Source organism: Methanosarcina siciliae T4/M (genome assembly GCF_000970085.1).
Classification (GTDB): Archaea; Halobacteriota; Methanosarcinia; order Methanosarcinales; family Methanosarcinaceae; genus Methanosarcina; species Methanosarcina siciliae.
The window spans coordinates 200638-226224 of sequence record NZ_CP009506.1 but is presented as its reverse complement, the minus strand read 5'-3'; the positions used below and the strand labels follow the sequence as shown (position 1 = coordinate 226224).

The following is a 25587-nucleotide window of genomic DNA, read 5'->3' as shown; positions in this document are numbered from 1 at the left end:
CAATGGACTTAATGAATTATATTTAGATAGTCAAGTTAATATCCAATCCATAATATTTAGATAGTTAAGCAAGAAAATTAGAAAAGGTGACTGTTGTCGTGGAGGATAAAAAAAACGGGGCACTTGGGAAGGACTGCCAGGCAGTTTCAGAGGTAATGGGACAGGTGCTCATGTTGGTCATAGTTGTGTTGGCTTTTTCTTCAATAGCCGTGATCATATTTTCGGACGAGGTAAATATAAATCCGCCTCACACGCCAAAGGCTGACCTGCAAGAAAGAATCGACACGGATGCGAATACCGTGCAGATCTTCCATAAAGGGGGAGAAGCTATTGATCTGAAAGATGCGAAGATTGTTCTCAATATTAACGGGCAACAGGAAGAATATGAGTTGTCTTCCGACCCCAGCGTTAGTTACGACGCCACAAATAATGTCCTGATGACCGGGGATTACATTGTAATCGATACTAACCTTAGCAGAGGGATAGACCTGAAGAGTACGGACACAATCGATATGTACTTTGTAGACACCGAATCAGATCAGCTAATCCAGAGAGTTATGCTCCAGAGCGGAGGCGAAGAAAGCGAAATTTCTGATGATACTGATGATACCGACAGATACTGGATAACTCCTTATCCGAATGGAACAGCAGATGATACTTCCGAAGGATGGATATCTACAGAAGCGATTAATGAGATCGGAGATGGGATTTTTACCACTTATTATGCCCCGAATAAAAAAGATGGAAACCCTAACTCCACAGCCCAGGTATTCGATTTTGACATCGACGTAGATGAGGAAGGACTTACAGAACCATTCAGCAACGTAACCTTAAAAATAGTATACAGCGTGCACGATAAAAATTACGAATATATTGCACTTGACATCAGTGTTGACGACTCTGAAGAAAACCCCGAATGGATAAGAGTCGAACAAAACATGCCGGAGTACAATGAAAATTTCGAACCTTATTACATAGATCTTACTTCCTATGTGGAAAATATTGAAGAAATTGAGGCATTCAAGGTAAGGATAGTTGCTGTCACACATGCAGACAAAAAAGCCGATAAAACCTCATGGATAGACTTCCTGGGAATCCACGTCGAATAAGAATAAACACACAAAAGAAAGGAGATGGGCAGGAAAATGAGGGAAACATGGATAGAAAGAGCATCGCACTAAAATTCGGCAAGGATTCTTTTTATCGATCTGATTCTGCTGCATCTACAGCTATTGCAGCTATTTTACTTTTAGGGATAATATTTTCAGTTTTTTCCGTGATCCATCTCGGATATGTTCCAGAATGGAAAACTGACGCAGAATATTCTCACGTATCCAGTATATGGGAAGACTTGACAGAACTCAAATCTAAAATAGACAGAACCACAATACTCCTGATGTCAGACCCGGATTCCTCTTCCCCAAAAATCAGGATAACAATGCCTCTTCACACCGGAAGCATGGAAATGCCGTTTACCGATTATTCAAAGTTCAGCGGGACGGTTTCCATAAATACTGATACATGCAAAATGGCAATCAATCCTGCAAACGACAGTGAAAAAATTATAAACTGTGGCACCATTTCCTATAGTTCTAATAATAATTATTATGTTGACCAGATATTCAAGTATGAAAACGGAGCCTTGATTCTTGCGCAAAAAGAGCAATCGGTAATGAAACTGTATCCAATGATGTTTGTCTCCGAAGTTTCAGATGGGAATTACAGTTTCTCGATAAATGCAATTGAGATACAGGGCTTGGAAGATACCCTTTCATCAAGATCTGACTGTTCTGTTTATCTGAAAAAATGTTCATTTACCCCTTTCTATGACAGTAATGAGTATGAAAATGTAGACTTTTTCATGTTGAAAATATACACAGCCCATCCGGATGCCTGGGAAGCGTATTTTGACGAAATGATGAAAGGGGCCGGGCTTGAGAAAAATAAAGATTACACCCTTGACCTTATAGAAAACGACTATCTATACTTCTCATTCCCTGAAAATGGAAGCGACAAAAACCTCAAAAGGCTTTATGTTAGCAAGACTGCAGTTAGTGCAGAGCTGATAAATGGTTTAAACTGAACTTTTTAATTATTGGTCCAAATAACAGACTAAATTGAAGAATAAAATAAACCAGAGTTTTTAGCTTTCAGCATAAAGAATTAAAAGACAGAAAAATGAAAAAACGGAAATTTAAGGTTCAATATCTGAAACATAGTAAATAAAAAATTATGTGATGTTCCGCTATGACGACCGGAAAAAACAAAAGCAGGGAAAAGGCCAGAAAAAGCCTCTTCAACTCGGAATCTGCAGGAGCTACCGTAATTGCGGCAGTCTTGCTGCTGAGTATCATATTTACAGTACTTGCAGTTGTCAGGATTGAATATGTTCCGGCATGGAAGACTGATGCAGAACAATCACATATGAGTGAAGTCCAGAACGATATGGCCGAACTCAAATCAACTGTAGATATGGTATCCCTCTTTACTTCTTCAGACTTTAATTATTCAGAAAATAGATTTCCAGTAACTATTTCGTTTAGTATGGGGGGAGGAGAGATCCCCATTCTGGAACCATCAAAATCAAGCGGAACACTTTCATTAAATAGAGAATATTGCAGAATGACCATAATTCCAGAAAAATCTTCGATCTCAGCCTCCCATCAAATAGTGGACTGTGGAGGGATTACCTATTATTCGAACAACAGAGAGTATATAAACCAGGTTTTTAGATATGAAAACGGAGCCCTTATCCTTTCCCAAAAAGGCAGATCATTGATGAGGCAGTTTCCCTCATTCAATATAAAACACACTGATGAAGATAACTATACAGTTTCGATCAATGCGATCAAAATTACAGGAGAACCTGACAGCATCTCTTCTAACACCGATGCTTCTTTGAGGCTGACAGGACTTTATGCAATCCCTATATATGACAGCAATGATTCAGAAGGAATCGACTCTTTCACCTGCACAATTCTCACCGGATACCCGGATGCCTGGATCTCCTACCTCAACGAAACCTCAAAAAATGCAGGTCTTGAATACGGCACGGATTATGCGCTTGATAAAATAGGTTCAGACACCGTATACTTTTCTTTCCTGCCCGGCAGTAATAAAACTCTTGAGAGGCTCTGTATCAGCAAGTCTGTGATTGAAGCAGAACTGGGGGCAGGAGGCAGTCTGAAAGAGGGAGAAGTCGACGGTTCTGAGTCCGGCGAAGAAGAGGATGGATCTGAAGAAGAGGAGGATGAACCCGAAGAAGAATTAATTCATGGAAACAGCATTATATTGAATAAACCTGGAATTGGAGGAGTTATCTCTTCGGGAACTTACATCCAATTCAAAAATAATGGAAATAGCGGAAATAATAACTATTATTGGATTAAAATTAATGGCTCCGAAAATAAATTTAAAAATAATGACATTGTAAAGCTCATAATAGATGGAGACCAGACATCCGGAACTGCAGATATGAGCAACAACCAGATCACCGACTTCAATTTTAATGTTAAGATGTATATTGATGGGGAATACGTGGATCAGGGAAAAGTCACTGGGATATATGTGAAGGATTATACAGACTATGAATCGACTTTAACATATTTACTTCCTTCATATTCATCTGGAACTCAATTCCAGGTTGATGGGGTAAGCCTTATTGGCTGGTGGCCGGAAAATGACTCTGCAGTTAATCTATACAATATAGGACCATCACCTACCAATAATGAGTTTCTGAGAATTGATTTTAACTCAGGAAATACATACTTTGACTGCAGTGCAGACTATGAAATTGTAAGCAGTTAAAAGTAGAAAGAAGAAATTGAAGGGACATTCAAAAGCTAAACAGGCAATAAAAAATGAACCGCTATCAATGAAATAATAAATCTGAAAAACATATCAAAATTCAGACCAAAAATGCCTGAGAGATACACCACTCCTTACCCTGCAAAAAGAATCCATTCCGACGGCAGGGTAGAAGATACGGAAGTATTGCTTGCAAGGGAATGCCCTGTCAAACTTTTTCTGGACGGGAAAGCTTTTACAACCCTTTTTGCCTCTCCTTTCGAGCTTAAAGAGCTTGCAGTAGGGCATCTGATCACTGAAGGAGCTGTCAGGTACGGAGAGATTGCAGGGATTGAAGTGGAGGGTGATGAAGTCCATATCCTGACTAAAAAGAAAAGCTCCCCTCCTCGTGATGAGCCAGCCCCGGCAGAGATTTACATAGAGGCAGATACTGTTTTTGATCCAGAAGCCATTTTTGCAGGCACAGGACACCTTGAATCCGAGACTTACAAACTTACCAGAGGCACCCATCTTGCCGCCCTTATAGACAAAAAAGGAAAACTCGCAGTCCAGATTGTTGATATAGGCCGACACAACGCCGTAGACAAGGTAGTTGGAGCCGCCTTCCTCCGGGGACTCGACCTTTCACAGCACTACATGCTTTCCACAGGCAGGCAACCTGCCTACATGGTAACAAAAGCAGCTAGGGCAGGAATTTCCCTTGTTGCCACCAAAGCCATGCCGTTTGACTCTGGAGTGAAGGCTGCAAAAAAAGCAAACATGTGCCTTGTCGGGCAGCTCAGACCTGAAGCAATGCTGGTCTTTGCAGGGGAGTGGAGGATCAAAACAACAAAATAAAGAGCTTAAAACTTAAATGTTAAGTATTGCTACCAAAATGATACATAAGTTAGTCCTCTTGAGCGGAGAGAAAAGGATGGCGGGCTCCCGAATCGCAATTCGGGTGGCGCAACTAAGGAATTCATAGAGTGCCCTTCGTGCTTTTTACTTCTTTGCCTTCGATTTTTACAGCCCTTTTCATTGCATAGGCAAAAGCCTTGAAGAGGGCTTCTATCTTGTGGTGGTCGTTATCTCCATAGACACTTGCATGCATGGTAATTTTTGCATTTGAGGCAAGGGTTTCGAAGAAGTGCCGCACCAGCTGGGTACTGAACTGCCCCACCTGAGGACTTGAAAACTCGGCTTTCAGAACAAGATAGTTGCGCCCTCCGACGTCCAGCGCAACTTCGGCAAGGGATTCGTCCATGGGAATTCTGGCTTCCCCGAAACGGGCAATACCGGCCATGTCTCCAAGAACTTCGGCAAGAGCCTTCCCGAGGACTATCCCGACATCTTCTACCAGGTGGTGCTCGTCTACATAGAGGTCGCCTTCGGCACGCACCTTAAGGTCAAATTCCGAATGCCGTGAAAAAGAAGCAAGCATGTGGTCAAAAAATCCCAATCCGGTGCTGATGTCTGCACTACCTTTGCCATCAAGGTTCAGTTCAAGCTGGATATCGGTTTCCTTTGTCTTGCGGGAGATTCTGCAGGTTCTCATACACCATCACATTCTCTTTTAAATTTCTTAAATACTTTGCCCCGGAGTAACTGTAATTAACCATCTAAAAAGCAATCATCTAAAATAGCTTCGATAGCCTCCTCAAGGGTGAACCTGCCTGTGTAGAGGGCACTACCTACCACAACCCCCGAGGCTCCGGTCTGCTTTAAAACCTTCAGATCTTCGAGGGAACTCACCCCTCCGGATGCAATCACAGGGATGATGACAGACTCCACAAGTTCCCTCGTCGGGTCAGGGTTTACTCCCTGCATCAGGCCTTCATTATCTATATTCGTAAAAAGGAGGCTTCCGGCTCCAAGCTCTTCAAACTTTCTGCCCATTTCGACAGGAGTTTGCGCGCACTCTTCGGTCCAGCCTTTGATCGAGATTTTCCCGTTCTTTGCATCCAGCGCGACATTTACACATGAACTTCCAAAGGCACTGGAAAGCTTTTTTACAAGTTCGGGATTCTGAAGGGCAGCAGTTCCGAGAATTACCCTTGAAACCCCAAGCTTAAGCAGGGAAGCCGCATCTTCAAAGCTCCGGATTCCCCCTCCCACCTGGATACCCACGCCTTTCTCCCTGCAGGCCCGGACTATATTTTCAATAATAGGAGCATTTTTTCGATCCCCTTCAATTGCTCCGTCAAGGTCTACCAGATGAAGGGTCTTTGCCCCTTTTCTTACCCAGTCAAGCGCAACTGCGAGAGGATCTTCAAGGGACACGATCTCACTGCCAGGCACGCCCTGCACAAGCTGAACGCATTTCCCACCCCTCATGTCCACTGCAGGAATCACTTCAAAAGTCATAGAAAGCTACATCTCCGGATATCTGCAAGAAAAATTTTCCGTATATATCTGTTTACTCTTCATTAATTTCAGGGCTAATTTCCTTTAAAGAGCTATTTCCTTTAGGGCATGATCCTTTCGATAGGAACGACAAGTATATCCCTTGCACCTACATTCTTGAGCTTGTTCACGATGGTAAAGATCAGGTCTGCGTCAACAACGGAATGAACGGCAAGGAAGGATTCTTCAGACGACCTGCTGGATTCGACCTTCATGACTGTTGGTCCGGACATTCCCGGAAGGAGCTCTTTTACTGCTTGGAGAGATGCCTCGGGAACATTCATCATCAAATAGCGTTTTTTCTTTGCATTAAGCACACTTTCGAGTGCGGTTTTTATGTCCAGGATTTTTTCCTTTTCCCTGAGGCTTTTTTTGTTAGCAATCAAATGGACAGTGGAAGAAAAGACTGTGTCAATAGCTTTCAGGTGGTTTATCAGAAGGGTTGTCCCGGAACTGGAAATATCTACAATGGCATCTGCAATTCCCACATGAGGAGTCATCTCACATGCCCCGCTGACCGTTATAACTTCAACGTTGATTCCAAGGCTCTTGAAGTACTGGCGCGTGATCTCCGGAAACTCTGTTGCCACTTTTTTGCCTTCAAGATCCCGGGCACTCTGGAAAACAGAGTCCTCAGGGACTGCAAGGACAAGGCTTGCCCTCCCGAATTTAAGATCCAGAAGAGCCTCAACCTCTGCCCCTCTTTCCGTAATAAGATCCATGCCCGTAATACCTACATCCGCAGCTCCGTCCTGAACGTACTCAGGTATATCAGCAGCCCTGGCAAAGAGAATATGAATATCAGGGTCCGTAGTTTTTGCGAAAAGTATTCGACTTTCGGCTCCACCGCTAATGGGGAGCCCCGCATCTTTAAAAAGAGACATTGTGGGTTCGTGAAGGCGACCTTTGTTTGGTATTGCAATGCGAATCATCTGCTATGTCCTCTAATAGAGTAGTCTGTCGGGAAACTTATCCCGGGTATGCTCATTCCGTATAAAACATTTATCCAGAATACTCTCGTATAAAATACTCTCGTATAATATAGACTTCACGGTAAGGTTCAGGGTAAACTTTTTTCACGAAACCCTGTTAATTAGAGCGTTAAATCCAAAATGAGATAAATTTTTACACAAAGATAAGGGGTTAATTTTTGAAGTCGAAGTAGAAAGATAAACCATTTAAATATGATATAACTACCAGTAATGAATATATGGGAAGCATTATATAGCCGTAGTAATTTAATAGAAACAATCTATCGAATCATAAAAATAATAATATAAATGTTACAATAGCATCGCAATTAATTTAAGTTACCCCCGGGAAAATAAATTATGAAAACAGAGTAAAGATTAATAAAGTGGTAATATTAACATCTAACAATCTAACAATAAATGTACCAATAATTTTGAAAAAAGAGGATCCAAATGGCCCGAAATATAAAAGTAGAAGAGCTTTTGCAAACTCCTATCGAAAAACAACGTATAGAGCTTGTAGAACGCAAAGGGATAGGGCACCCTGACAGCATATCGGACGGACTTGCCGAAGCCGTAAGCCGAGCGCTATGCAGGGAATACATAAGCAAATGTGGAACCGTACTCCACCACAACACTGATGAAACCCAGATAGTAGCCGGAAGATCAAGCCCGGAATTCGGAGGAGGAGAAGTACTGCAGCCAATTTATATGCTACTCGTAGGCCGGGCCACTAAAGAGTTCGAAGGTGTAGAACTTGCCACCGAGTCCGTAGCCCTCCAGGCTGCCAGGAATTACCTGAGAAAGACTATGGTAAACATGGATCTTGAAAGAGACGTGATTATGGACTGCAAACTCGGAACAGGATCCTCAGACCTCAGAGAGGTCTTTAAGAGAGACAGGGTTCCGGTTGCAAATGACACCTCTTTCGGAGTTGGGCACGCTCCCTTTTCCGAACTTGAAAATATAGTCTACAATACCGAAAGACAGCTCCTTACCGATCTGAAGTCCCGCATGCCTGCAATAGGAGAAGACATGAAAGTAATGGGGCTCAGGGATGGAGAAGATATAACCCTTACAATATGCAGCGGCATGATCGGACGCTATGTTGACGACCTGGACAGCTACATAAACATGACTCAGGAAATGAAGACCTATGTAAAAGAGCTTGCAACTCGCTATACCGAGCGGGATGTAAATGTCTACATTAACACGGGCGATAACCTGAAAACAAGCTGTATCTTCCTCACCGTCACCGGAACCTCAGCCGAGATGGGGGACGACGGCTCGGTAGGGCGTGGAAACCGTTGCAATGGGTTAATCACACCAAACAGGCCTATGAGCATGGAGGCAACCAGCGGAAAGAACCCGATTAACCATATCGGAAAAATCTACAACCTCCTCTCGACCCAGATGGCCAGGGATATCGTAAAACAGGTTCCGGAAGTACAGGACGTATATATCAGACTGCTCTCGCAGATTGCAAAACCAATTGATCAGCCCCTTGTGGCAAGCGCTCAGATCATTCCAAAAGAAGGTACTTCCTTTGAGAAGGTCAAATCGGAAGCTGAAGTTGTAATTGACGACTGGCTTTCCAATGTAACAAAAATCACTGAAATGGTCATCAGGGGTGAACTGAACACCTTCTGATAAAACCAAAAATTTCTGAGCCCGGAGATATCAAGAAGAAACTTCGGGTTCCTTTCGCATCTTTTTGCCGTACCTTTCTTTTTACTGGATCATTATTTTGTTGCAACTTTTTTGCCTCAACTTTCTTTTACCATCCCTTTCCCAATATCCAGCCCATTAGCCGTTCAGAATTTTAAGATAGAGTTTAAAATGGGGCTTATAGCTTAGAAAGGAATTATTAAAGAAGGAATTTTTCAACCTTTCAGATCCTTTCCAAAATCAGGTGTTAAATAGTGAAAGCAGCCTCAGGAACCAGGCTGACATCTCCAACTATATGAGGCAGACTTTTAATTAGATAAGAAGTCACAAAAAAATAAAAAATGTTTGAATTCAAAAAATTTCTTAAACAACCTTAACAGTTAGTTTGAACTTTCTCTCGCCTCCAAAACGGAAAATGGTGTAAGTGCCTTCAACATCCCAGGTACCCGGTTTTACAGCCTCGTATTCCCATTCATGAATTCCTGGAATAGTCTTTGTGTCCGGAATATCCGGAGTGAATTGTTCCCGGAGCAATTTGAGACCCTCTTCGGCCTCCATTTTCCATACAGTTTCAGCAACGGGTTCTTCCTTACTGTACAGGTGCTCTCCAGGTTCATCCCTGAGTTTTATCACAAAGGTGTCTCCAAGGCTGACGCTGACCGTATCGAAACAATTGGCGTTCGTAAAAATTTGGGCGACCATATTCCTTACCCTTTCTATTTGTGAGATCTGTCCGTTTTCTTACTTTGATTATGCTTTATGTTCCCTGTAATATACAAAAGTATTTTTGATATATATGAAAAATGTCATAAATGTCAGCTATTATTCCAACTTCCAGCGAAAAACATAAATACCATCACCATATATGGAGATGGTGCACTGAAGCAGTGTAGCCCTGTGCAACACTGAAGCAGTATCATAATCCCGCCTTAACTCAGTGGTAGAGTGCGCGGCTGTAGTTCGGCTCGTGCGGGTTCCTCCCGTACATCTCTGCGCAGGCACCGCGATGTCCCCGGTTCGAGTCTGGGAGGCGGGACCTGAACATTCACCAGAATCGAAGTCAGTCAACGGGAACATTTATATATCGGAAAGACATTTAAGATTTGCTCGCAATGCGGGAAAAACAGCAGCTAAGAAGACCGAAGTGTCCGGATAGTGTAGAGGCCTATCATGGAGCCCTGTCGAGGCTCCGACTCGGGTTCGAATCCCGGTCCGGGCGCTTCTTTTTTTTCAATTGGCCGACTGTGTAAATTTTGTTTTACATTTAACTGTTGAACCTGTTTTTATATAATTCAAGATTTTTACCGGTGGTATCCATTCCTAATAAATAAGGCCGTTATTCCTGAAACTTCTGGCCCGGATTACTTGCTTCTGCCCTTTACTTCCCCGCTCTGTCAGTTACCCCTGCTTCCTGCCCAATCCTTCCGCTTTTATGGACCCTTTTAACCGCATTTTATCAAATCCATAATCTTGAAACCCCGAATACTTTTCCATAAAAAACATGTAAAGAGAAGAGCATTAAGGAATGAAACTGAAAGAAGAGGTTAGAAAATGGGAATTAAGTCCCATACTCAGGATTGTTCCGGAGAAAAAGTCGACATAGTTAGAGAGCTCCATAAGAATATGGATAGTACCAGAGAAAAAATGGAAAAGGAAACTCTCATTTTTATCGAAGCCACTAAAAGTTTCACCCTGGAATGGATTCAAAGGGAGCTGGAATTAAACACGCTTCCTATGGGAAAAGACGTTTATCCCAGGAATAAAGACACCGACAAAAAGAAACCGGATAAAATGTCACACCTGAAGGAAATGAATTCCGGAATCCCTCTTATTGTTGAAGAGAACCTCAACAGGGATGAGTACTGGGCCCACAGGGATCAGCTGCTTCAGAACGACGTCTTCCGCGACTACCTGGAGTTTAAAAAAGATAAAATGAAAAAAGGGTTGACATCAAGCGTCCGGATGATCCTGGGCTGCGCGGCAGAAATTTTCGCCGACCTGAAAGATGAAGCCCCTGGAGATAGGATATGGGTGAAAGAGCGGGGGAGACGAAAATATATATGCATTCTCAGGTTTTCAGACGAGATGACAGCTTCCCTTGACAGATATTTCACTATGCTGGAGGAACTTTTAATTCTTGGGAACGAAATGAAGGAGATAGAAAAAAGAACACAGGCAAGGGAAAATAAAAAGGGAAGATGAAAAAGTAAGAAATGATCCTGGTCAGTATCCACCGGGTAAGCATCCGTACACCGGCCTGCCAGCAAGCCGACGATAACAACTTTATCTACAAACACCAGAATTACCTTGCATGAAAGAGACAGACTTCAGTATAAAAAAGGCCCTTGAGGAAGCAGGAGCAGACGCCTATCTGATGACAGGGGATATTCACAGTGCCGATATTTACTACGTAACCCGCTTCCTGGCATCGGACGAGTTCATTTACCTGCAAACCGAAAGCGGGAGAGAAATTCTTTTCATCTCAGAAATGGAGCGCGGAAGAGCTGAAATCGAGTCAAGGGTTTCGAATATAAAAACCACTCAGGACTTTGGCTACCGTGAAAAAATCAAGGAGAAAAAGGATGCATCTATTGCCTATGCAGCCTGTATATCCGAGCTGCTCCTTGAAGAAAAAGTAAAAAAAATTGCTGTAGCCTACGATTTTCCTATCTTTTACTCAAAATACCTTACAGAAGCAGGTTTTACCGTACTGCCTGTAAAAAGCCCTTTCAGGAAAATGAGAACTGTGAAGGGACCGGAAGAGATTGAAGCCATAAAGTATGCTCAAATGGCGGGAGAAAAGGCAATGGAAGCAGCAATTGCCCTGATAGCAGGAGCAGAGGAAAGGGATGACATACTCTATTTTGAAGGGCAGGTCCTTACCGGGGCTAAAGTAAACTCGGTAATTGACCATACCCTGCTGGATTTCGGGTGTGAAGCCGAAGAGACAATTGTTTCCTGCGGGGAAGACACCTCAAACCCTCACGGAACTACGGAAGGCTCTCTCAGGGCAAATGCCCCAATCATCCTGGACATATTCCCAAGGAGCAAAAAGAAGCGTTATTTTGCAGACATGACGCGGACCGTGACCAGAGGCGAAGCTTCGGAAAAACTAAAGGCAATGTATGAAACCGTACTTACAGTCCAGCAAAAAGCGCTGGAAATGGTTAAGCCCGGAGTTCATTCATCTGAAATACACAGGGCGGTCTGTGACCTTTTTGAGGCAAGGGGGTATCACACCTACAGAAGCGGGTCAAAAGCCGGATTTACTCATTCTACAGGCCATGGGGTAGGGCTTGACATCCACGAACTTCCCAGTGTAGGAGAAAACGGAGCTATCATGGAGGCAGGCAACGTGATAACCATCGAGCCGGGCCTGTATTATCCGGGAATAGGGGGTATCCGGCTTGAGGATATGGTACTGGTTACCGAAACCGGATGTGAGAACCTTACAGGACTGGAAAAGAGATTTGTATTAAAATAATATATAAATTAAGCCGCCGGAGATCGTCAGAATTTGCTTTAATTTGCCTTATATAGCCCCGGATTACAGGAAATAAGCATAAATACAGCAGGAATCTACCATAATAAGGGGGTATAAATCAAAATTTCACAGATAGGATTTCATAGTCAGAACTGCTGACAGAAATGCTTTAACAAGGTTCAAAATCAGTATAACAATCAGGATAAATCAAGAGAGATTACTAAGTGGGGTTAACATGACAGATAACGTATACAACAAAGAAGATATCACTGAAAAGTACAGAGAGGCCGGCAGGATCCTGAAGATTGTCAGGGCCGAGGCCGCAGACATGATAAGAGTCGGAAACAGCCTGCTCGAAGTTGCTGAATTTGTTGAAAAGAAAACCATAGAACTCGGAGGCAAACCTGCCTTCCCCTGCAATATCTCAAGAAACCAGGAAGCTGCCCACGCAACTCCTAAGGCAGGAGACCAGGACGTCTTCGGAAACGATATGGTAAAGCTGGACCTCGGAGTCCACGTTGACGGATACATAGCAGACTCGGCAATAACCGTGGACCTTTCGGGCAATTCAGATATCGTAAAAGCATCGGAAGGAGCCCTTGCAGCAGCTATTGACCTTATGAAACCGGGAATCAGCACAGGAGAGGTCGGGGCTGCAATAGAAGAGAAGATCCGCAGCTATGGCTTAAATCCCATTACAAACCTCACAGGCCATGGGCTTTCCCAGTATGAGGCCCATGATAATCCCTCGGTGCCCAACAAACATGTAGAGGGGGGAGTTATCCTGAAGGAAGGAGACGTTCTTGCAATCGAACCCTTTGCAACTAACGGAACGGGCCTTGTGCACGATGGAAGCTGGGCAGAGATCTACAGCCTTATAAAGAAAAAACCTGTCCGCCTCCCAGCAGTCAGAAACGTCCTGAAACAGGTAGAAGCGTACAGGGAACTCCCCTTTGCAAAGCGCTGGATCGAGTCGGACAAACTTGATTTTTCATTGATCCAGCTTGAAAAAGCCGGAATTCTCCACTCTTATCCTGTACTTGTTGAAAGTGCCGGAGGGCTTGTGGCCCAGACAGAACATACGGTAATAATAACCCGGGACGGGTGTGAAGTTACGACAAAATAAAGCCCGGAAAAGAAAAAACAGAAAAAAGAATAGGATGAAGGACGGATAAAAAAGAGTTGACAATCTTGAAACTGTATCCCCTCCTTTCGGCCAGTCTTTTACTGGCAACTTTCCTCATTCCTTCCCTTCTTTCAGAACCCTGTTCTGCTGCCTTTATTCCCGGCAACAATATCACAGTGGAAAGAGACGGAATGACATGGAATTACGATGAGAAAATTACGGATGAAGAAGCTGTTTTTTTCAGGAATCTCATAGACATCGAAACAGGTGAAGGTGACGGTTTTGTTAATGCCTGGGAAATCCTGAAGATGGAAGTTATTTTAAATGGCAAAATGAAGAAATCCCTAGAAGAGGAACCGGATGTAAAGCTCAACTCGAGTTCGGAACCTGTTGAATTGAAGGACGTTGAATTCTGGATCTCAAAAGAGGCCCTCGGAAGAACTGGAAAAAAATCGGCAATTACAAACAGCGCCAGCGTAACCTACAGTTTCAAGGAAGAAGCCGGCCCCGGAACAGACATATGGCTGATGGGCACTCCGGATTCAAGTGTTACGATTATCCTTCCACCGGGCTTTGATGTAGAATTAACGGAAGGGCTTGAAAACAAAAGCCTTGAGTTTAAAACTAACCGGGCCTTACTGAAAGGAAATTTCGGCTCAGAAAAAAACATTACCATATTGCTTTCGGAAAATGAGACTTTCAAAGCCGAACTGCAGAACATGGAAACTAATAAAGACAAAAGTCCGGAAAACGGAAGTGAAGAAAACGTAACCCGGACTGCCGGGGAAAATACTGAAGCAGGTCAAGTAGCCGGTTTTTTCAGAAATATCCTTAAAGAAATTAATCGGAACCTGACCTGAGCCCAAAAGTTAATCTGGCTTGAAGCTTATTGAGAAAAACATGCTCATTGAACAGATCTCACTTGAAAACGGATGCGCACTTGGCCTCCGGTTTGAAATGCAGAAGTATCCTCTGCTGGTCATAAGGGCAGAGAAAGGTTTTCTGATGTGCGGATATCTTAATGTCAGTGCCGCAGAGACCCTCGGAGATGCGGCAGCAAAAGTGAAAGGTGTGCAGAGTTTCGAAGATATGCTCAAAGCCCCTGTTGTCGAGATAACGAAGTTTGCCGGAGAACTTGGAATTGAGATAGGAATGACTGGAAGGGAAACACTTGAAAAGATGTTTTAATGAGTCCGATTCACAGGCAGTCCTCTCCGGAAACATCATAATAGAAATCTTGCAGGCTGCCTCCTGTCAGGTAGCTTCTCTTACCTGTAACCCGCTTTTGACTTCATTGAGACTTTAATTTCATTGTGATCTTGTTTAGACCTCAATACTCTACACGAAACTCGAAATTGAGTTATTTTGAACTGCCTGAAGATCATTTTGAACTATATTAATCAACTTATTTCCGATCATCAATGTTATACGCTTTTGAACTATCCGGAGAACACGAAGAACTGCCAGCTGCCGAAGTCCTTGCCTGCCTTAAAATTGAGGGGCTTGATTTCCGGCTCCATTCAAGAGTAGACCAGTGCCTTGTAGTGGATATAGCAGGCAGAGAAGAGGATGTTGAAAAAACCCTTGCAGGTCCTGTAACCGGAAGGCTGGCAATGACCCACCATATCCTGAAGGTGGTGGGAACTACCGAAAACAACCCTGATGCATTCCTGAAGCTTGCAGAAGCCTTTGAACCTGAAGGGTATATCAGGGAAGGAGAAAGTTTTGTTGTCAGGGCAAAGCGGATCAAACACCACGTTGATTTTCCGTGCGAGTACCTGGAGCAGAAAATTGGAGGCTTTATTTACAGGAAAGGGTTCAGGGCAAACCTGAAAAACCCTGATGTGGAATTCCGGCTCATCCTGAGCGAAAAAGCTGTGCTTGGGACTCTCCTATCTTCAGTTGACCGGAGTGCTTATGAAGCCAGGACTCCCCAGAACAAGCCATTTTTTCACCCCGGAGTCCTCATGCCCAGGGTTGCCCGCGCCCTTACAAACCTTTCCGGGATAAAGCCCGGGGAGCTTTTTCTTGATCCTTTCTGCGGCACTGCCGGCATACTCGTAGAAGCCGGGCTTGTGAGGGCGAGGGTCATCGGGGTCGATGCCCAGGAAAAACTTGTCCTCGGGGCTCACATGAACCTTGAGGCCTACGAACTGGACTACCTACTGATGGAAGGGGATGCCTGCAGGATCCCTCTGAAGGACTCTACAATCGATGCCGTTGTCACCGACCCTCCCTATGGAAGGTCTGCAGCAATCCTTGCAGGGTCCTTAGAAGAGCTTTACTCCGGCGCCCTTGAAGAAATCCACCGTGTCTTAAAACCCGGAGCTATCGCAGTTGTTGTCTCGGACAAAACATCATTTGAGTATGGAGAGAAAGCAGGACTTAAGGTTCTTGAGATTTACGTGCAGAGAGTTCACAGGAGCCTCACGCGAATAATAACTATTTTCCAGAAGGATATGAAGTAGAATTTTTCGGAAAACTGAAAGAGTAAAGGGCAGTAAAAAGTGAAGAACAAAGTGAAGAACAGGAAAAAAGAATAAAGTAAGGTGAATAAAGTTGGGTAAAGGGATTTAAAAAGAGGTTAACGATAGAAAGGTGATTTTTCACATTTAAAGGTATTTCTCACTCATGGGAAATCAGTTCTTCCAGCACCTCAGCCATTACCCTGTGTCTGAGAATGCGTTTGTGGTTCTGCTCACCTGCCCGCCTGATCGAGTAATCATCTTCAATCCATTCTATATTTTCTCCATAATTTACTCCCATAAGGGTTAGCCCGTAGGGAGGAGCCGGTTCGATTCCTTCTTCATAAATATCGGGATTCAGCATCTGGAGCAACCAGTCATTATCACGCACCCCGTTTCCGATCATTGAGAGAGCTGTCACTATTTTTCTTACCATGTTCCAGAGAAAACTGTTACCAACAACATCAATCTTTGTAATTTCCCCGTCTAAACGGACGTTGATCCTCTCCAGAGTGCGAACAGTACTTTTTTCACCGTTTGCCCTGGAAAAATTTTCAAAATTGTGGGTTCCGAGCAACAGTTTTGAAGCTTCCCTCATCTTTGAAATATCATAATCATCGCCGCTCATCACGTAGCGGTAATGCCTGGAAACCGCACTTCTCCTTGCATCAAAGTAGTAGGGGACTTCCGCATGAGCCCATGCCCATATGGCCGGAGGGAGTTCGGAGTTGATAACTCTTGGAATTGCCAGGTTCGGTTTTTCCGTATCAAAAGCAACAACCTGTCCGAGGGCATGGACTCCTGCATCAGTCCTGCCCGCACAGGTATAGCTCGCAGATTTGGGGCTTTCTATAATCCTGAGGTTCCGAAGAGCCTTGAAGAGTTCTTTCTCCACGGTCTCAACATTCGGCTGAATCTGGGACCCATGAAACTCGGTGCCTATGTATGCAAGTTTTAAAGCGACTCTCATACAATCCCTGATTACTTGGTTTTTTTCTTATAATAGACTTCTCTTACAATTATCAAAAATATTACAAAGATGCAGCCGAAAAGGAACCAGACCCCCGGGTGAAGAGAAAGAGTATCGTAAAGCCCATGAAGCCCTCCGAGAGGGGTGAGCCCTTCCGAAGGAACCGAAGGCAAATCCGAAGTAGAGTCCAGAGTCTCAGAGGCAGAGACTTCCGTTGCAGCTTCTCCCTGGAAGGTTTCCCCTCCGGTTCCTGCTCCCGATGAAAGATTTTCCGCACCCCCACCGTCTTCTACCTGCTGCCCGGCAAAGGTTTCGGGGGTCTCATCCATTGCCCCCTCTACCACTACTTCCTCATCCATTACCTCCTCTTCCGGCACTACCTTGTCAAAATCCGAATTATAACTATCTGATTCCGGGCTCAGGTTTTCTGTTTCAACGGTCTCCATAATTGTTGCTTCTGGATAAGTCTCATTTACCGGACCCGTGATCCCCCTCCGCAAAGGAGCCGTGGCATCAATAATCTTTTTTGCCCGTAGATAGGCCGAGAGGTATTCTATTCCTGCAGCAGCAAAGACGGCTGCTCCTATTACTCCGATGTATTTCTGCAGCAAGTTTATAATGGAGAGTTTATCCATCGTGCTTCTGGAAGGGACAAGGACAATCAGCTTTTCCGCTGACTCGTAGATCTTGACCTGCCTCCCTTTCTGGCTCCACTTTATCTGTTTGACCTTAATAAGGTCGGATTCGGCCAGAGAATCCAGATTATACTTGACTGTGGTAAGGGGGAGCTTCAACTCTTCTGCAATATTGGTTGCAGACATGCTTTTCTTCCCGAGAAGTTCAAGAATTTTCAATGAGGTTTCGTTGGAGAGGACCTGGGTAATTTTTCTTGAATCCCCGTTTACAGGGAGAACAAGCACCCTGTTATCCTGCTCCTCTGATCCAGGCCCCTGGGGAGGCGCGCCGATTTCGGATAAACCGTCTCTATCTTCAAGCCCTTTCATGCGTATTTCCTGAATTAAAAACCTTATTATCAGTATTTTAAGTATACTCTGTACTGTACTTTGAACCGATCTTAATATAAAGTTTTTATTTCTTCAATTTATTATAGATAGGCTGCTATATTTATATATAGAAGCCTGCCCTTAACCTTAAATACAACATTGTGTATTCTAATCTAAATTTTCCGCTGGTAGCAATCATGATCACAAAACAGCAGATTCTTGAATTTCTGAAAAATTACGATATAGAAAACATTACTATTGCAACAGTCTGTTCTCACTCAAGCCTTCAAATTTTTGATGGAGCTCGAAAAGAAGGTTTCAGAACTCTGGGGATCTGCGTTGGCAAACCGCCTAAATTCTATGAGGCATTCCCCAAAGCAAAACCCGATGAGTATCTTATTGTTGACAGCTATTCGGATATCATGAATAAGGCTGAGGAACTCAGAAAGAGAAACGTAATCATTATCCCTCACGGCTCATTTGTTGCTTACCTTGGCACTGAGAACTTTGCAGAGATGGCCGTTCCCACCTTTGGGAACCGGGCTGTACTGGAGTGGGAATCGGACAGGGACAAAGAAAGGGAATGGCTGCTCGGAGCAGGCATCCATATGCCCGGGAAAATAGATGATCCCCATGACATTAACGGGCCTGTGATGGTCAAGTACAACGGGGCAAAAGGAGGAAAAGGCTTCTTCGTTGCAAAAACCTACGAGGAATTCGACGAACTCGTTGACCATACCCAGAAGTACACTATTCAGGAGTTCATTACAGGAACTCGCTATTACCTGCATTACTTCTATTCCCCTATCCGAAACGAAGGATATACTTTAAGCGAAGGAAGCCTTGAGCTTCTCAGCATGGATCGCAGAGTGGAATCCAATGCCGATGAAATCTTCAGGCTCGGTTCCCCCAGAGAACTTATCGAAGCCGGGATCCGCCCGACATATGTAGTCACAGGAAACGTCCCTCTTGTCGCAAGAGAATCCCTCCTGCCCCTTATCTTCTCCCTTGGAGAAAGAGTAGTTGAAGAGTCTCTCGGGCTTTTCGGCGGGATGATAGGGGCTTTCTGCCTTGAAACCGTCTTCACGGACTCCCTTGAAATCAAGGTATTTGAGATTTCTGCCCGGATCGTGGCAGGGACAAACCTTTACATTTCAGGCTCTCCCTATGCGGACCTGATTCAGGAAGACCTCTCAACCGGACGGAGAATAGCCCAGGAAATTAAAGAAGCAGTATGGAAAAACCAGCTGGATAAAATAATATCCTGAAGCTGTTGGAGAATTCAGAAGCTTTCAAAATTCATACTTTTTCAAAAATCATACTTTTTTTCACTTTCCGGCTTGAAACAAGCTTTCAAGCCCTGATTTGGATATATTGTCGGGTTTGGGAATATTATTTTATTACATAGTAATAAATTATTTTAAGTAGAAGTCAATCCGATACTATCAAGGATGCCTGAAGGAAAGAATAAAAAGTTCAGACCTGTTTTCGGGGGAAGGCTCAGCGGGACGCTGCGAGTGCTCGGGAACGAAGAAAATAATGGAGAAGGCCTCCTGTTTCTTGGGAACTATATGGCACTTGACCATTCAAGGGGTGCCGCCGTTTATCTGGATGCCCTTAAGCCCCATGCTGTTTTGATCTGCGGGAAAAGAGGATACGGAAAGTCCTACACGATGGGATGTATGCTGGAAGAGCTTGCCTTTCTTCATCCTGCCATCAAGGGAAAACTTGCCTCTCTTATCATCGATACCATGGGGATATTCTGGACAATGAGTTATCCGAATGCTTCCGAAACAGGAAGACTGAAAAACTGGGGTCTCGCCCCCAAAGGCCTCGAGACCGAGGTTTTCGTGCCAGCAGGAAAGGTGGAAGCCTATAGGAAGCGAAACATAGAGGTAAAACCTTTTTCGATTTCTATCCGGGACCTATCCGGAAGCCAATGGTGCAGGGTTCTCAAAATTGAAGAGGTTTCTCCTCTTGGGATCCTGCTCGTAAGAACCATTGAATCACTCCGGGAGAAAGGCCACCATTATTCTTTTGAAGACATCATCAGTGAGATCTTCCTGGACACTCGTTCGGACCCGACAACTAAAGGGGCTGCAGAAAACTATTTCAGGGCTGTGAAAGCCTGGGGGCTGTTCTCAAAAGAAGGAACATCTCTATCAGAATTGATATCCGGAGGCAGGACAACAGTTCTTGATGTAAGTCCCCTGGAAAACGAAAACGTTTGTGCTGCGGCAGTATCAATTCTTGCGGGCAGGTTTTATGCGGAAAGGCTTGAGGCAAGAAGATCCTACGAAAAAAAGCAGATGGGAGAAAAACCTGAAGGAAAAGAATTTCCCATGGTCTGGCTGTTTATCGATGAGGCCCACATCTTCGTGCCTGCGGGAAGAGAAAGCCTGGCTTCCGAAATGCTTATTAACCGCTGCCTCAGGCAGGGCAGGCAGCCCGGGCTCTCCCTGGTACTGGCAACCCAGAGGCCTGCAAGCCTTCAACCTGATGTTGTCTCGCAGAGTGACCTGCTTATCTGCCACCGCCTTACCTCAAGTGATGATATCCTTGCTCTTGAAAGTTCCAGACCTCTTTATATGCAGGAAAGCCTCAGGACATACCTTAAGAAAATGGGAAGCGAAAAGGGAGCAGCATTGATAGTGGACGACCACTCAGAATCTGTCCATATGGTACGCATCCGGCCGAGAAGAAGCTGGCACGGGGGAGGTGAGCCGAGTGCTCTTGAACCTTATGCCGAGGAAAGAAATGAAGAAATGACAGTTCAACGATCAAAATAATTTTTTGCATTATTCAGGATTAACTGGATCAAAAAATGAGGTTCTTACAAATCTTTTGAACCAAATATAAATGAGGTATATTAAGCTAATTTTATTGGTATTTCTTAAGCTAATTTTATTGAGATTTCGCCGATGCTTATTCATTTTTATCTCTTACTGTGAACCTTACAGTAACCTCTGTCCCATTGTTCCTTTTCAGTTCAAGTTTCCCATCTAACTGGTCTACAAGAGAAGTTATTAGCTGAAACCCAAGACTGTCAAGATCTTCAATATCAAAATTTTCAGGAATGCCCACGCCGTTATCTGAAACGGTTAGAGTAAAATTTTTACTCTTACAGCCTTCTTTTTTGCTTTTTTCTCCATTGTTTATACACTTTCCTTTTTTTTCTCTACGGAGTTTGATTCGGATTTCTCCCCTGCTTCTTCCTTGAAATGCATACTTGAAGGAATTGGAAACAAGTTCATTAATGATCATCCCTAACGGGACTGCAGTATCCATATCAAAGAAAATATTTTCTTCCAGATCCATGTTTAAGCTGAAGTCTGTATTTCCAAGCCTGTATGTCAGGAAAAGATTCTCAGTGAGTTCCTCAATGTAAGACGAAAAGTCAAGTGTATCGAACTCTCCACCTTTGTACAGTTCCTCATGGATAAGAGCCATAGATATTACTCTATCCTGGCTTTCCCTGAAGGCTTCCAGCACTTCCGAATCCTTAATATCCTCTCTTTTATTGAACTTTTCAGCCTGCAGGTCCAGCAGAGAGGAAATTACCTGCAGGTTATTCTTAATTCTGTGGTGAATTTCCTTTTTGCGGGCAATCTCGATATTTGCAAGGGTCTCTTCAGCTTCTTTTCGCTCGGTGACGTCAGTAAGCATGCTCAGAGAGCCTGCAAACTTGCCACCCATATCAAAAAGAGATTTAGCGTTTATAAGTACCCACAAGGGTGAGCCATCCCCACGTATCAATTTCAATTCGTAGCTTCCATTGGCACCCCGCCGCCTCCTTCCCAGGTTCAGTTTGGCGATAGCCTTACTTTCTTCACTGATGAAGTCCCATATCAGTCTGCCAATACTTTCTTCCAGACGGTATCCGGACATATCCGTCATTTTTTTATTAGCATAAGTGATCATGGTCTTATCATCAATTATGAGCACACCTTCGTTGGCTGTCTCTACGATGTTGCGGTACATCTCCTCACTTTCTCGAAGTTTATGTTCTGCTCTTTTGTTTTCGGTTATATCTCTGGTAATAGCCGAAATAGCAGTGAGGTTTCCATGAATGTCAAAAACAGGGGAAAGAGCCATTGAAACGGATATTCTCGTACCGTCCTTTCTTAACCGCATAGTCTCATGATGATGGACCCTTTCTCCCCGTTTAACCATCTCAGTTAATTTCTTCGTTTCTCCTCCAAAAAGGGATGGTTCCAGAATAGAGATAGGCTTGCCCAGAACTTCTTCGGCCGAATAACCATAAACCTTCTCTGCGCCCTTATTCCAACTTGTAATAATACCATCAAGAGACTTGGTTATAATTGCATCGTCCGATGACTCTACAGCATTCGCAAGTATCTGAATTTTCTCTTCTGCTCTTTTACGTTCCGTAATATCCTGAACTATTCCCTTTATTCGAACAGGGATATTTTTCTTATCACAAACAACTTCGCCCTGTGTATGGACTATACGCTCTGCCCCTTCAGCTAAAATTATTCTAAAATCAATGCTACAGGGCTCTCCATCTAAGGCTTTTTTAATGGCATCATTTACATGGTCTCGATCGTCCGGGTGTACGTAACTTAAAGTTTCACTAAAAATTGAGCTGAATTCTTGAAGATTAAGTCCAAAAATACGATATAATTCATCGGAACAGTGTATTTCACCAGTTACAAGATTCCAGTCCCAATTTCCCAGGTGTGCCATTCTTTGAGCTTCAGCAAGACCTTTTTCGTTTTCCTTCAACAAATTATAAGCTTTCTCAAGCTGTGTTGTCCGTTCTTTAACCAGGTTTTCTAAATTGTCGAGTGTTTCTTTCAGCTTAGCTTCTGCTTCCTTAATAGCAGTTATGTCACGAGAAATGGCAAGAACAAAGGTCACTTTGCCATTAATGAACTCGGGTACTATTCGTGTATTAAAGTGGTATTCTTTTCCTTGAGGCGACGTATAATGGAATTCCATTGTTTCGGAGTTTCCTGTAGTAAAAACTTTCTCATTATGTTTTTCCCAGAACTTTACATGCTTTGGGTTTCTTCCCAGTTCACTATGAGTTTTCCCAATAATTTCTTCTTGAGAAAGATCGTAAACCTCCGCAGCTGCTGGATTAACATATATATGGCGACTTTGTCTATCAAAGCGGGCAATCATGTCAGGAGAATTTTCAGCCAATGTTCGAAACTCATTTTCTCTCCTAATCAGTGCTTCTTCAGCCCGCTTTCTCTCCTGTTCCGCCTTTTTTCTCTGGAGAGCCTGCATCACCGCCGGAGCGATAGCTTCGAGATCCTCCTGCTGCTCATGGTTATAGCCGCCCTCACTGTTCGCGACCGCAAGTACGCCTATCGTTTTCCCATCCTGGACAAGGGGAACGCCGAGAAATGATGTGAGCTGGGGATGACCTTTCGGCACGCCGATACTATCGAAATGAGATGGGGGATCGTTGGTAAAAAAGCTTTTTCCACTGTTGACGACACTGCCGTACAAGCCATGTACAACAAGATTGCCTGGACGGTAGCGATGCCCTGTCTTGTCGTACATAAGACACTGATCCCATCCCGATTCACTGAATGCGATATCGTGCAATATCCCATCGGTGCCCAGTTCACCAATGAAACCAATCTGGCTGCCAGTCATTTCCAGGGCTACAGACAGACATGCATTTCCCAATTCTTTTTCTGTTTTTGCCTGCACTACATTGCTGAAGATTCTGTTAATTTCCCCGAGAATACGGTTGTATCTGTGTATTCGGTGCTCTTCTTGTTTGCGTTCATTGATATCACGGGCTACATGAATACTCCCGGTGAGTTTTCCTTTAGAATCATATAGTGGCGAGACGCTCACTATGGAATAACCACCAAGACAATCCTCGTAAACCTCTGCGGTATGTTCAGCCCCGTCCTTAAGCAACTGCCGTTGCGGGCAGGAAGAAGGAGGTTTGCTCTTCCCATGAATAATCCGATAGCAAGTCTGTCCAATGCACTCTTCTGGTGTCATTCCTAATTTTACCGCCATAGCTTTGTTTGCACGAACAATTTGATATTCGGTATCAAGTATAGCTATCAGGTCCGGTATAGCGTCAAAAGTTTGTTCCCAATCCCCTGCATCTCGAACAGCTGCTTCTTCAGCTTTCTTCCTCCCAAAATTGTCTTCCCTTTCCCATTTTCCTTCCTTTTTGATCAAAGAAAATTGATGGCTGGAGACGACTTCAATAATCTCAGTTGCGCTGCACCTGTTAAGTGAGCAAGTAGAGAGAGCTATCATATGGTAGTTGCCGATGACTCTGTCTATTTCTTTTTCGGAGTTAACAAAATTATTCCAATCCTTGTTTCCCACCCAAAAAGTGTTTTCACTCAACCTCAAACCGTCGTATCCATTTGCCAGGGCCTGATCAAGTTTTTCAACATAGTCGTTTAAGGTCCTTCTCGAATCGAAAATGCCCTCCTTAAAATACCAGCAGGTACAGGGAATAATTTCTATTTGCCTTTTCTCCAGATAAATATCAAGATCAGGAACAGATTTTCTAAGTGCTTCTTTTGCCTTTTCTACTTCCAGAGGTTGCGATGTGACCCACATGCAGAATTCGTTACTTTCCAGTCCTGCTTTAAAATAAGGAACAAGCGTGTCTATCAAATCTTCTTTTGTCTGATAGAACTGGCAGAAGTGCGTTCCAAAAGGCACGTCCCCAACAATATCAATGCCAGAATTTCTCAAATTTTTTTTCATTCCATATTTTCTCCAACTTTGATAATACAAAAGCGTAAAAATTAATTGTTTGATTCTGTAATTTAGATTAGATTAAGGAAGTTGTTGAAGTAAGATGATTGCTCCACTCATCCGTCTCGATTCGTATTACGAGCTTGTACCCACTCTTTTCATTGTCGTAACCTCTAACCACCAAAATATACTATTAATTAAAAATAGACTATTTTCAATAAAAAGTAGACTATTTTTAATATAAAACATACTATTTTTAAATAGATAAAGAATCCACAATTTAGTTTATCTCATCTCGCAATTTTTGCTTATAAAATTTAGTGGGTTATAGAAATTAATAAACAGAAGGTATTTTTGCAAAAAAAAAACCTGTAGGAAAATAATATAAATATTACCTGTGATACTTCAACCCTGTAAGTTTAGCTGAGTTACAGGCTGTGAACATTATATCAACAATATCAACAGCATTTAATTACAGCAAATTACTGGTGATTTCATGAAAGGAAGAGCCTGGAAATTCGGAGATGACGTGGATACGGATGCAGTAATTCCCGGAAGGTACCTTATTTTCAATACCCCGGGTGAGCTTGCTAAGTATACATTTGAAGGCGTACGCCCTGATTTTGCAAAAAAAGTTCATGAAAATGACATTGTGGTCGCTGGAAGTAATTTCGGCTGCGGGTCCTCGCGCGAACACGCCCCTCTTGCCCTTAAAGGGTCAAAGGTATCCTGTGTGATCGCAAAGTCTTTCGCAAGGATCTTTTTCCGAAATGCGATCAACATCGGAGTTCCGGTCCTTGAATGTCCGGACACGGATAGGATCGATGACGGAGATGAACTTGAAGTGGACCTTTCAACAGGGATCATTCAAAACATAACAAAAGAAGAGACCTATCAGGCAACCCCCCTTCCGGATTTCGTCCGCGAGATCGTAGATGAAGGAGGGCTCATAGAGTATGCCCGAAAACTGGTCTCTGAACGCTAAAAACAGGAAAACTG

21 protein-coding genes and 2 tRNA genes are annotated in these 25587 nt (G+C 43.5%); 16 read left to right on the top strand and 7 right to left on the bottom strand.

The features are described from left to right. Positions 1-98 precede the first annotated feature (98 nt). The 4 genes from MSSIT_RS01045 to MSSIT_RS01030 all read left to right on the top strand — a co-directional run bounded on the left by MSSIT_RS01045 (position 99) and on the right by MSSIT_RS01030 (position 4644). Positions 99-1109: a type IV pilin N-terminal domain-containing protein gene (locus MSSIT_RS01045; protein WP_048169278.1), complete on the top strand. Its 1011-nt coding sequence runs from the start codon at positions 99-101 to the stop codon at positions 1107-1109. Positions 1110-1156: 47 nt separating this feature from the next. Further along, on the top strand, positions 1157-2083 hold the full coding sequence (locus tag MSSIT_RS01040; protein WP_048169276.1) for a hypothetical protein: 927 nt from the start codon (positions 1157-1159) through the stop codon (positions 2081-2083). Positions 2084-2247: 164 nt separating this feature from the next. Further along, positions 2248-3807 carry a hypothetical protein gene (locus MSSIT_RS21005; RefSeq protein WP_052721464.1) on the top strand — a complete coding sequence of 520 codons (1560 nt, stop codon included), beginning with the start codon at positions 2248-2250 and terminating at the stop codon, positions 3805-3807. Between the two features lie 111 nt (positions 3808-3918). After that, positions 3919-4644, top strand: coding sequence for a formate dehydrogenase accessory sulfurtransferase FdhD (locus MSSIT_RS01030; protein ID WP_048169273.1), 726 nt, complete (start codon positions 3919-3921; stop codon positions 4642-4644). A gap of 121 nt (positions 4645-4765) precedes the next feature. Here the strand turns inward: MSSIT_RS01030 and hisB are convergent, their stop codons facing one another. The 3 genes from hisB to hisG form a co-directional block, all read right to left on the bottom strand. Further along, positions 4766-5341: an imidazoleglycerol-phosphate dehydratase HisB gene (hisB, locus tag MSSIT_RS01025; RefSeq protein WP_048169271.1), complete on the bottom strand. Its 576-nt coding sequence runs from the start codon at positions 5339-5341 to the stop codon at positions 4766-4768. A 56-nt stretch (positions 5342-5397) separates the two neighbouring features. Beyond that, positions 5398-6150: a 1-(5-phosphoribosyl)-5-[(5-phosphoribosylamino)methylideneamino]imidazole-4-carboxamide isomerase gene (gene hisA / locus MSSIT_RS01020; RefSeq protein ID WP_048169268.1), complete on the bottom strand. Its 753-nt coding sequence runs from the start codon at positions 6148-6150 to the stop codon at positions 5398-5400. Positions 6151-6251: 101 nt separating this feature from the next. Then, positions 6252-7121 (bottom strand): ATP phosphoribosyltransferase, encoded by an 870-nt coding sequence (gene hisG, locus MSSIT_RS01015; RefSeq protein ID WP_048169266.1) that lies wholly within the window; start codon positions 7119-7121, stop codon positions 6252-6254. A gap of 492 nt (positions 7122-7613) precedes the next feature. On the opposite strand from hisG, the gene MSSIT_RS01010 reads away from it, so the two are divergent. Then, positions 7614-8810, top strand: coding sequence for a methionine adenosyltransferase (locus tag MSSIT_RS01010; protein WP_048169264.1), 1197 nt, complete (start codon positions 7614-7616; stop codon positions 8808-8810). A 381-nt stretch (positions 8811-9191) separates the two neighbouring features. Here the strand turns inward: MSSIT_RS01010 and MSSIT_RS01005 are convergent, their stop codons facing one another. Further along, positions 9192-9530 (bottom strand): protease inhibitor I42 family protein, encoded by a 339-nt coding sequence (locus MSSIT_RS01005; RefSeq protein ID WP_048169263.1) that lies wholly within the window; start codon positions 9528-9530, stop codon positions 9192-9194. 221 nt (positions 9531-9751) lie between these two features. Here MSSIT_RS01005 and MSSIT_RS01000 point away from each other — a divergent pair. The 8 genes from MSSIT_RS01000 to MSSIT_RS00965 all read left to right on the top strand — a co-directional run bounded on the left by MSSIT_RS01000 (position 9752) and on the right by MSSIT_RS00965 (position 15906). Further along, positions 9752-9864, top strand: a tRNA-Tyr gene (locus MSSIT_RS01000). Positions 9865-9974: 110 nt separating this feature from the next. Beyond that, positions 9975-10047 (top strand) — tRNA-Asp (locus MSSIT_RS00995). 332 nt (positions 10048-10379) lie between these two features. Then, positions 10380-11030: a hypothetical protein gene (locus MSSIT_RS00990; protein ID WP_048169261.1), complete on the top strand. Its 651-nt coding sequence runs from the start codon at positions 10380-10382 to the stop codon at positions 11028-11030. A gap of 109 nt (positions 11031-11139) precedes the next feature. Beyond that, the gene (locus tag MSSIT_RS00985) at positions 11140-12312 is read left to right on the top strand and encodes a M24 family metallopeptidase (RefSeq protein ID WP_048169259.1); all 1173 of its coding nucleotides are present in this window, start codon (positions 11140-11142) and stop codon (positions 12310-12312) included. 235 nt (positions 12313-12547) lie between these two features. Continuing rightward, positions 12548-13438, top strand: a complete 891-nt coding sequence (map, locus tag MSSIT_RS00980) for a type II methionyl aminopeptidase (RefSeq protein ID WP_048169257.1) — start codon at positions 12548-12550, stop codon at positions 13436-13438. A gap of 65 nt (positions 13439-13503) precedes the next feature. Continuing rightward, positions 13504-14298: a hypothetical protein gene (locus MSSIT_RS00975; protein WP_048174404.1), complete on the top strand. Its 795-nt coding sequence runs from the start codon at positions 13504-13506 to the stop codon at positions 14296-14298. A 40-nt stretch (positions 14299-14338) separates the two neighbouring features. Next, positions 14339-14626 (top strand): YunC family protein, encoded by a 288-nt coding sequence (locus MSSIT_RS00970; protein WP_048174403.1) that lies wholly within the window; start codon positions 14339-14341, stop codon positions 14624-14626. Positions 14627-14859: 233 nt separating this feature from the next. Next, positions 14860-15906 (top strand): TRM11 family SAM-dependent methyltransferase, encoded by a 1047-nt coding sequence (locus tag MSSIT_RS00965; protein WP_048169255.1) that lies wholly within the window; start codon positions 14860-14862, stop codon positions 15904-15906. Positions 15907-16063: 157 nt separating this feature from the next. Here MSSIT_RS00965 and truA read toward each other — a convergent pair whose 3' ends face one another. After that, positions 16064-16873 (bottom strand): tRNA pseudouridine(38-40) synthase TruA, encoded by an 810-nt coding sequence (gene truA, locus MSSIT_RS00960; RefSeq protein WP_048169253.1) that lies wholly within the window; start codon positions 16871-16873, stop codon positions 16064-16066. An 11-nt stretch (positions 16874-16884) separates the two neighbouring features. Continuing rightward, complete coding sequence (locus MSSIT_RS00955) at positions 16885-17877, bottom strand: ArsR/SmtB family transcription factor (protein ID WP_048169251.1); 993 nt, start codon at positions 17875-17877, stop codon at positions 16885-16887. A 197-nt stretch (positions 17878-18074) separates the two neighbouring features. Here MSSIT_RS00955 and MSSIT_RS00950 point away from each other — a divergent pair, with 197 nt between their 5' ends. Both MSSIT_RS00950 and MSSIT_RS00945 read left to right on the top strand, forming a co-directional pair. Beyond that, a complete protein-coding gene (locus MSSIT_RS00950; protein WP_048169249.1) occupies positions 18075-19145 on the top strand; it encodes a formate--phosphoribosylaminoimidazolecarboxamide ligase in 1071 nt (356 codons plus the stop codon). Between the two features lie 183 nt (positions 19146-19328). Further along, positions 19329-20666, top strand: coding sequence for an ATP-binding protein (locus tag MSSIT_RS00945; RefSeq protein ID WP_048169247.1), 1338 nt, complete (start codon positions 19329-19331; stop codon positions 20664-20666). Between the two features lie 136 nt (positions 20667-20802). Here the strand turns inward: MSSIT_RS00945 and MSSIT_RS00940 are convergent, their stop codons facing one another. Continuing rightward, positions 20803-24597, bottom strand: coding sequence for a PAS domain S-box protein (locus tag MSSIT_RS00940; RefSeq protein WP_048169245.1), 3795 nt, complete (start codon positions 24595-24597; stop codon positions 20803-20805). 487 nt (positions 24598-25084) lie between these two features. On the opposite strand from MSSIT_RS00940, the gene MSSIT_RS00935 reads away from it, so the two are divergent. After that, positions 25085-25573 carry a 3-isopropylmalate dehydratase small subunit gene (locus tag MSSIT_RS00935; RefSeq protein WP_048169243.1) on the top strand — a complete coding sequence of 163 codons (489 nt, stop codon included), beginning with the start codon at positions 25085-25087 and terminating at the stop codon, positions 25571-25573. Positions 25574-25587: the final 14 nt, after the last annotated feature.

Bases quoted from the DNA above. Each gene is read 5' to 3' on its own strand.
- MSSIT_RS00945 (WP_048169247.1), top strand. From the start codon at position 19,329: ATGCCTGAAGGAAAGAATAAAAAGTTCAGACCTGTTTTCGGGGGAAGG.
- hisG (WP_048169266.1), bottom strand. From the start codon at position 7,121: ATGATTCGCATTGCAATACCAAACAAAGGTCGCCTTCACGAACCCACA.
- hisA (WP_048169268.1), bottom strand. From the start codon at position 6,150: ATGACTTTTGAAGTGATTCCTGCAGTGGACATGAGGGGTGGGAAATGC.
- MSSIT_RS01010 (WP_048169264.1), top strand. From the start codon at position 7,614: ATGGCCCGAAATATAAAAGTAGAAGAGCTTTTGCAAACTCCTATCGAA.
- hisB (WP_048169271.1), bottom strand. From the start codon at position 5,341: ATGAGAACCTGCAGAATCTCCCGCAAGACAAAGGAAACCGATATCCAG.
- MSSIT_RS01030 (WP_048169273.1), top strand. From the start codon at position 3,919: ATGCCTGAGAGATACACCACTCCTTACCCTGCAAAAAGAATCCATTCC.
- MSSIT_RS00985 (WP_048169259.1), top strand. From the start codon at position 11,140: ATGAAAGAGACAGACTTCAGTATAAAAAAGGCCCTTGAGGAAGCAGGA.
- MSSIT_RS00955 (WP_048169251.1), bottom strand. From the start codon at position 17,877: ATGAAAGGGCTTGAAGATAGAGACGGTTTATCCGAAATCGGCGCGCCT.
- MSSIT_RS01040 (WP_048169276.1), top strand. From the start codon at position 1,157: ATGGATAGAAAGAGCATCGCACTAAAATTCGGCAAGGATTCTTTTTAT.
- MSSIT_RS00990 (WP_048169261.1), top strand. From the start codon at position 10,380: ATGGGAATTAAGTCCCATACTCAGGATTGTTCCGGAGAAAAAGTCGAC.
- MSSIT_RS00965 (WP_048169255.1), top strand. From the start codon at position 14,860: ATGTTATACGCTTTTGAACTATCCGGAGAACACGAAGAACTGCCAGCT.
- truA (WP_048169253.1), bottom strand. From the start codon at position 16,873: ATGAGAGTCGCTTTAAAACTTGCATACATAGGCACCGAGTTTCATGGG.
- map (WP_048169257.1), top strand. From the start codon at position 12,548: ATGACAGATAACGTATACAACAAAGAAGATATCACTGAAAAGTACAGA.
- MSSIT_RS00940 (WP_048169245.1), bottom strand. From the start codon at position 24,597: ATGAAAAAAAATTTGAGAAATTCTGGCATTGATATTGTTGGGGACGTG.
- MSSIT_RS00935 (WP_048169243.1), top strand. From the start codon at position 25,085: ATGAAAGGAAGAGCCTGGAAATTCGGAGATGACGTGGATACGGATGCA.
- MSSIT_RS00950 (WP_048169249.1), top strand. From the start codon at position 18,075: ATGATCACAAAACAGCAGATTCTTGAATTTCTGAAAAATTACGATATA.
- MSSIT_RS00970 (WP_048174403.1), top strand. From the start codon at position 14,339: ATGCTCATTGAACAGATCTCACTTGAAAACGGATGCGCACTTGGCCTC.
- MSSIT_RS21005 (WP_052721464.1), top strand. From the start codon at position 2,248: ATGACGACCGGAAAAAACAAAAGCAGGGAAAAGGCCAGAAAAAGCCTC.
- MSSIT_RS01005 (WP_048169263.1), bottom strand. From the start codon at position 9,530: ATGGTCGCCCAAATTTTTACGAACGCCAATTGTTTCGATACGGTCAGC.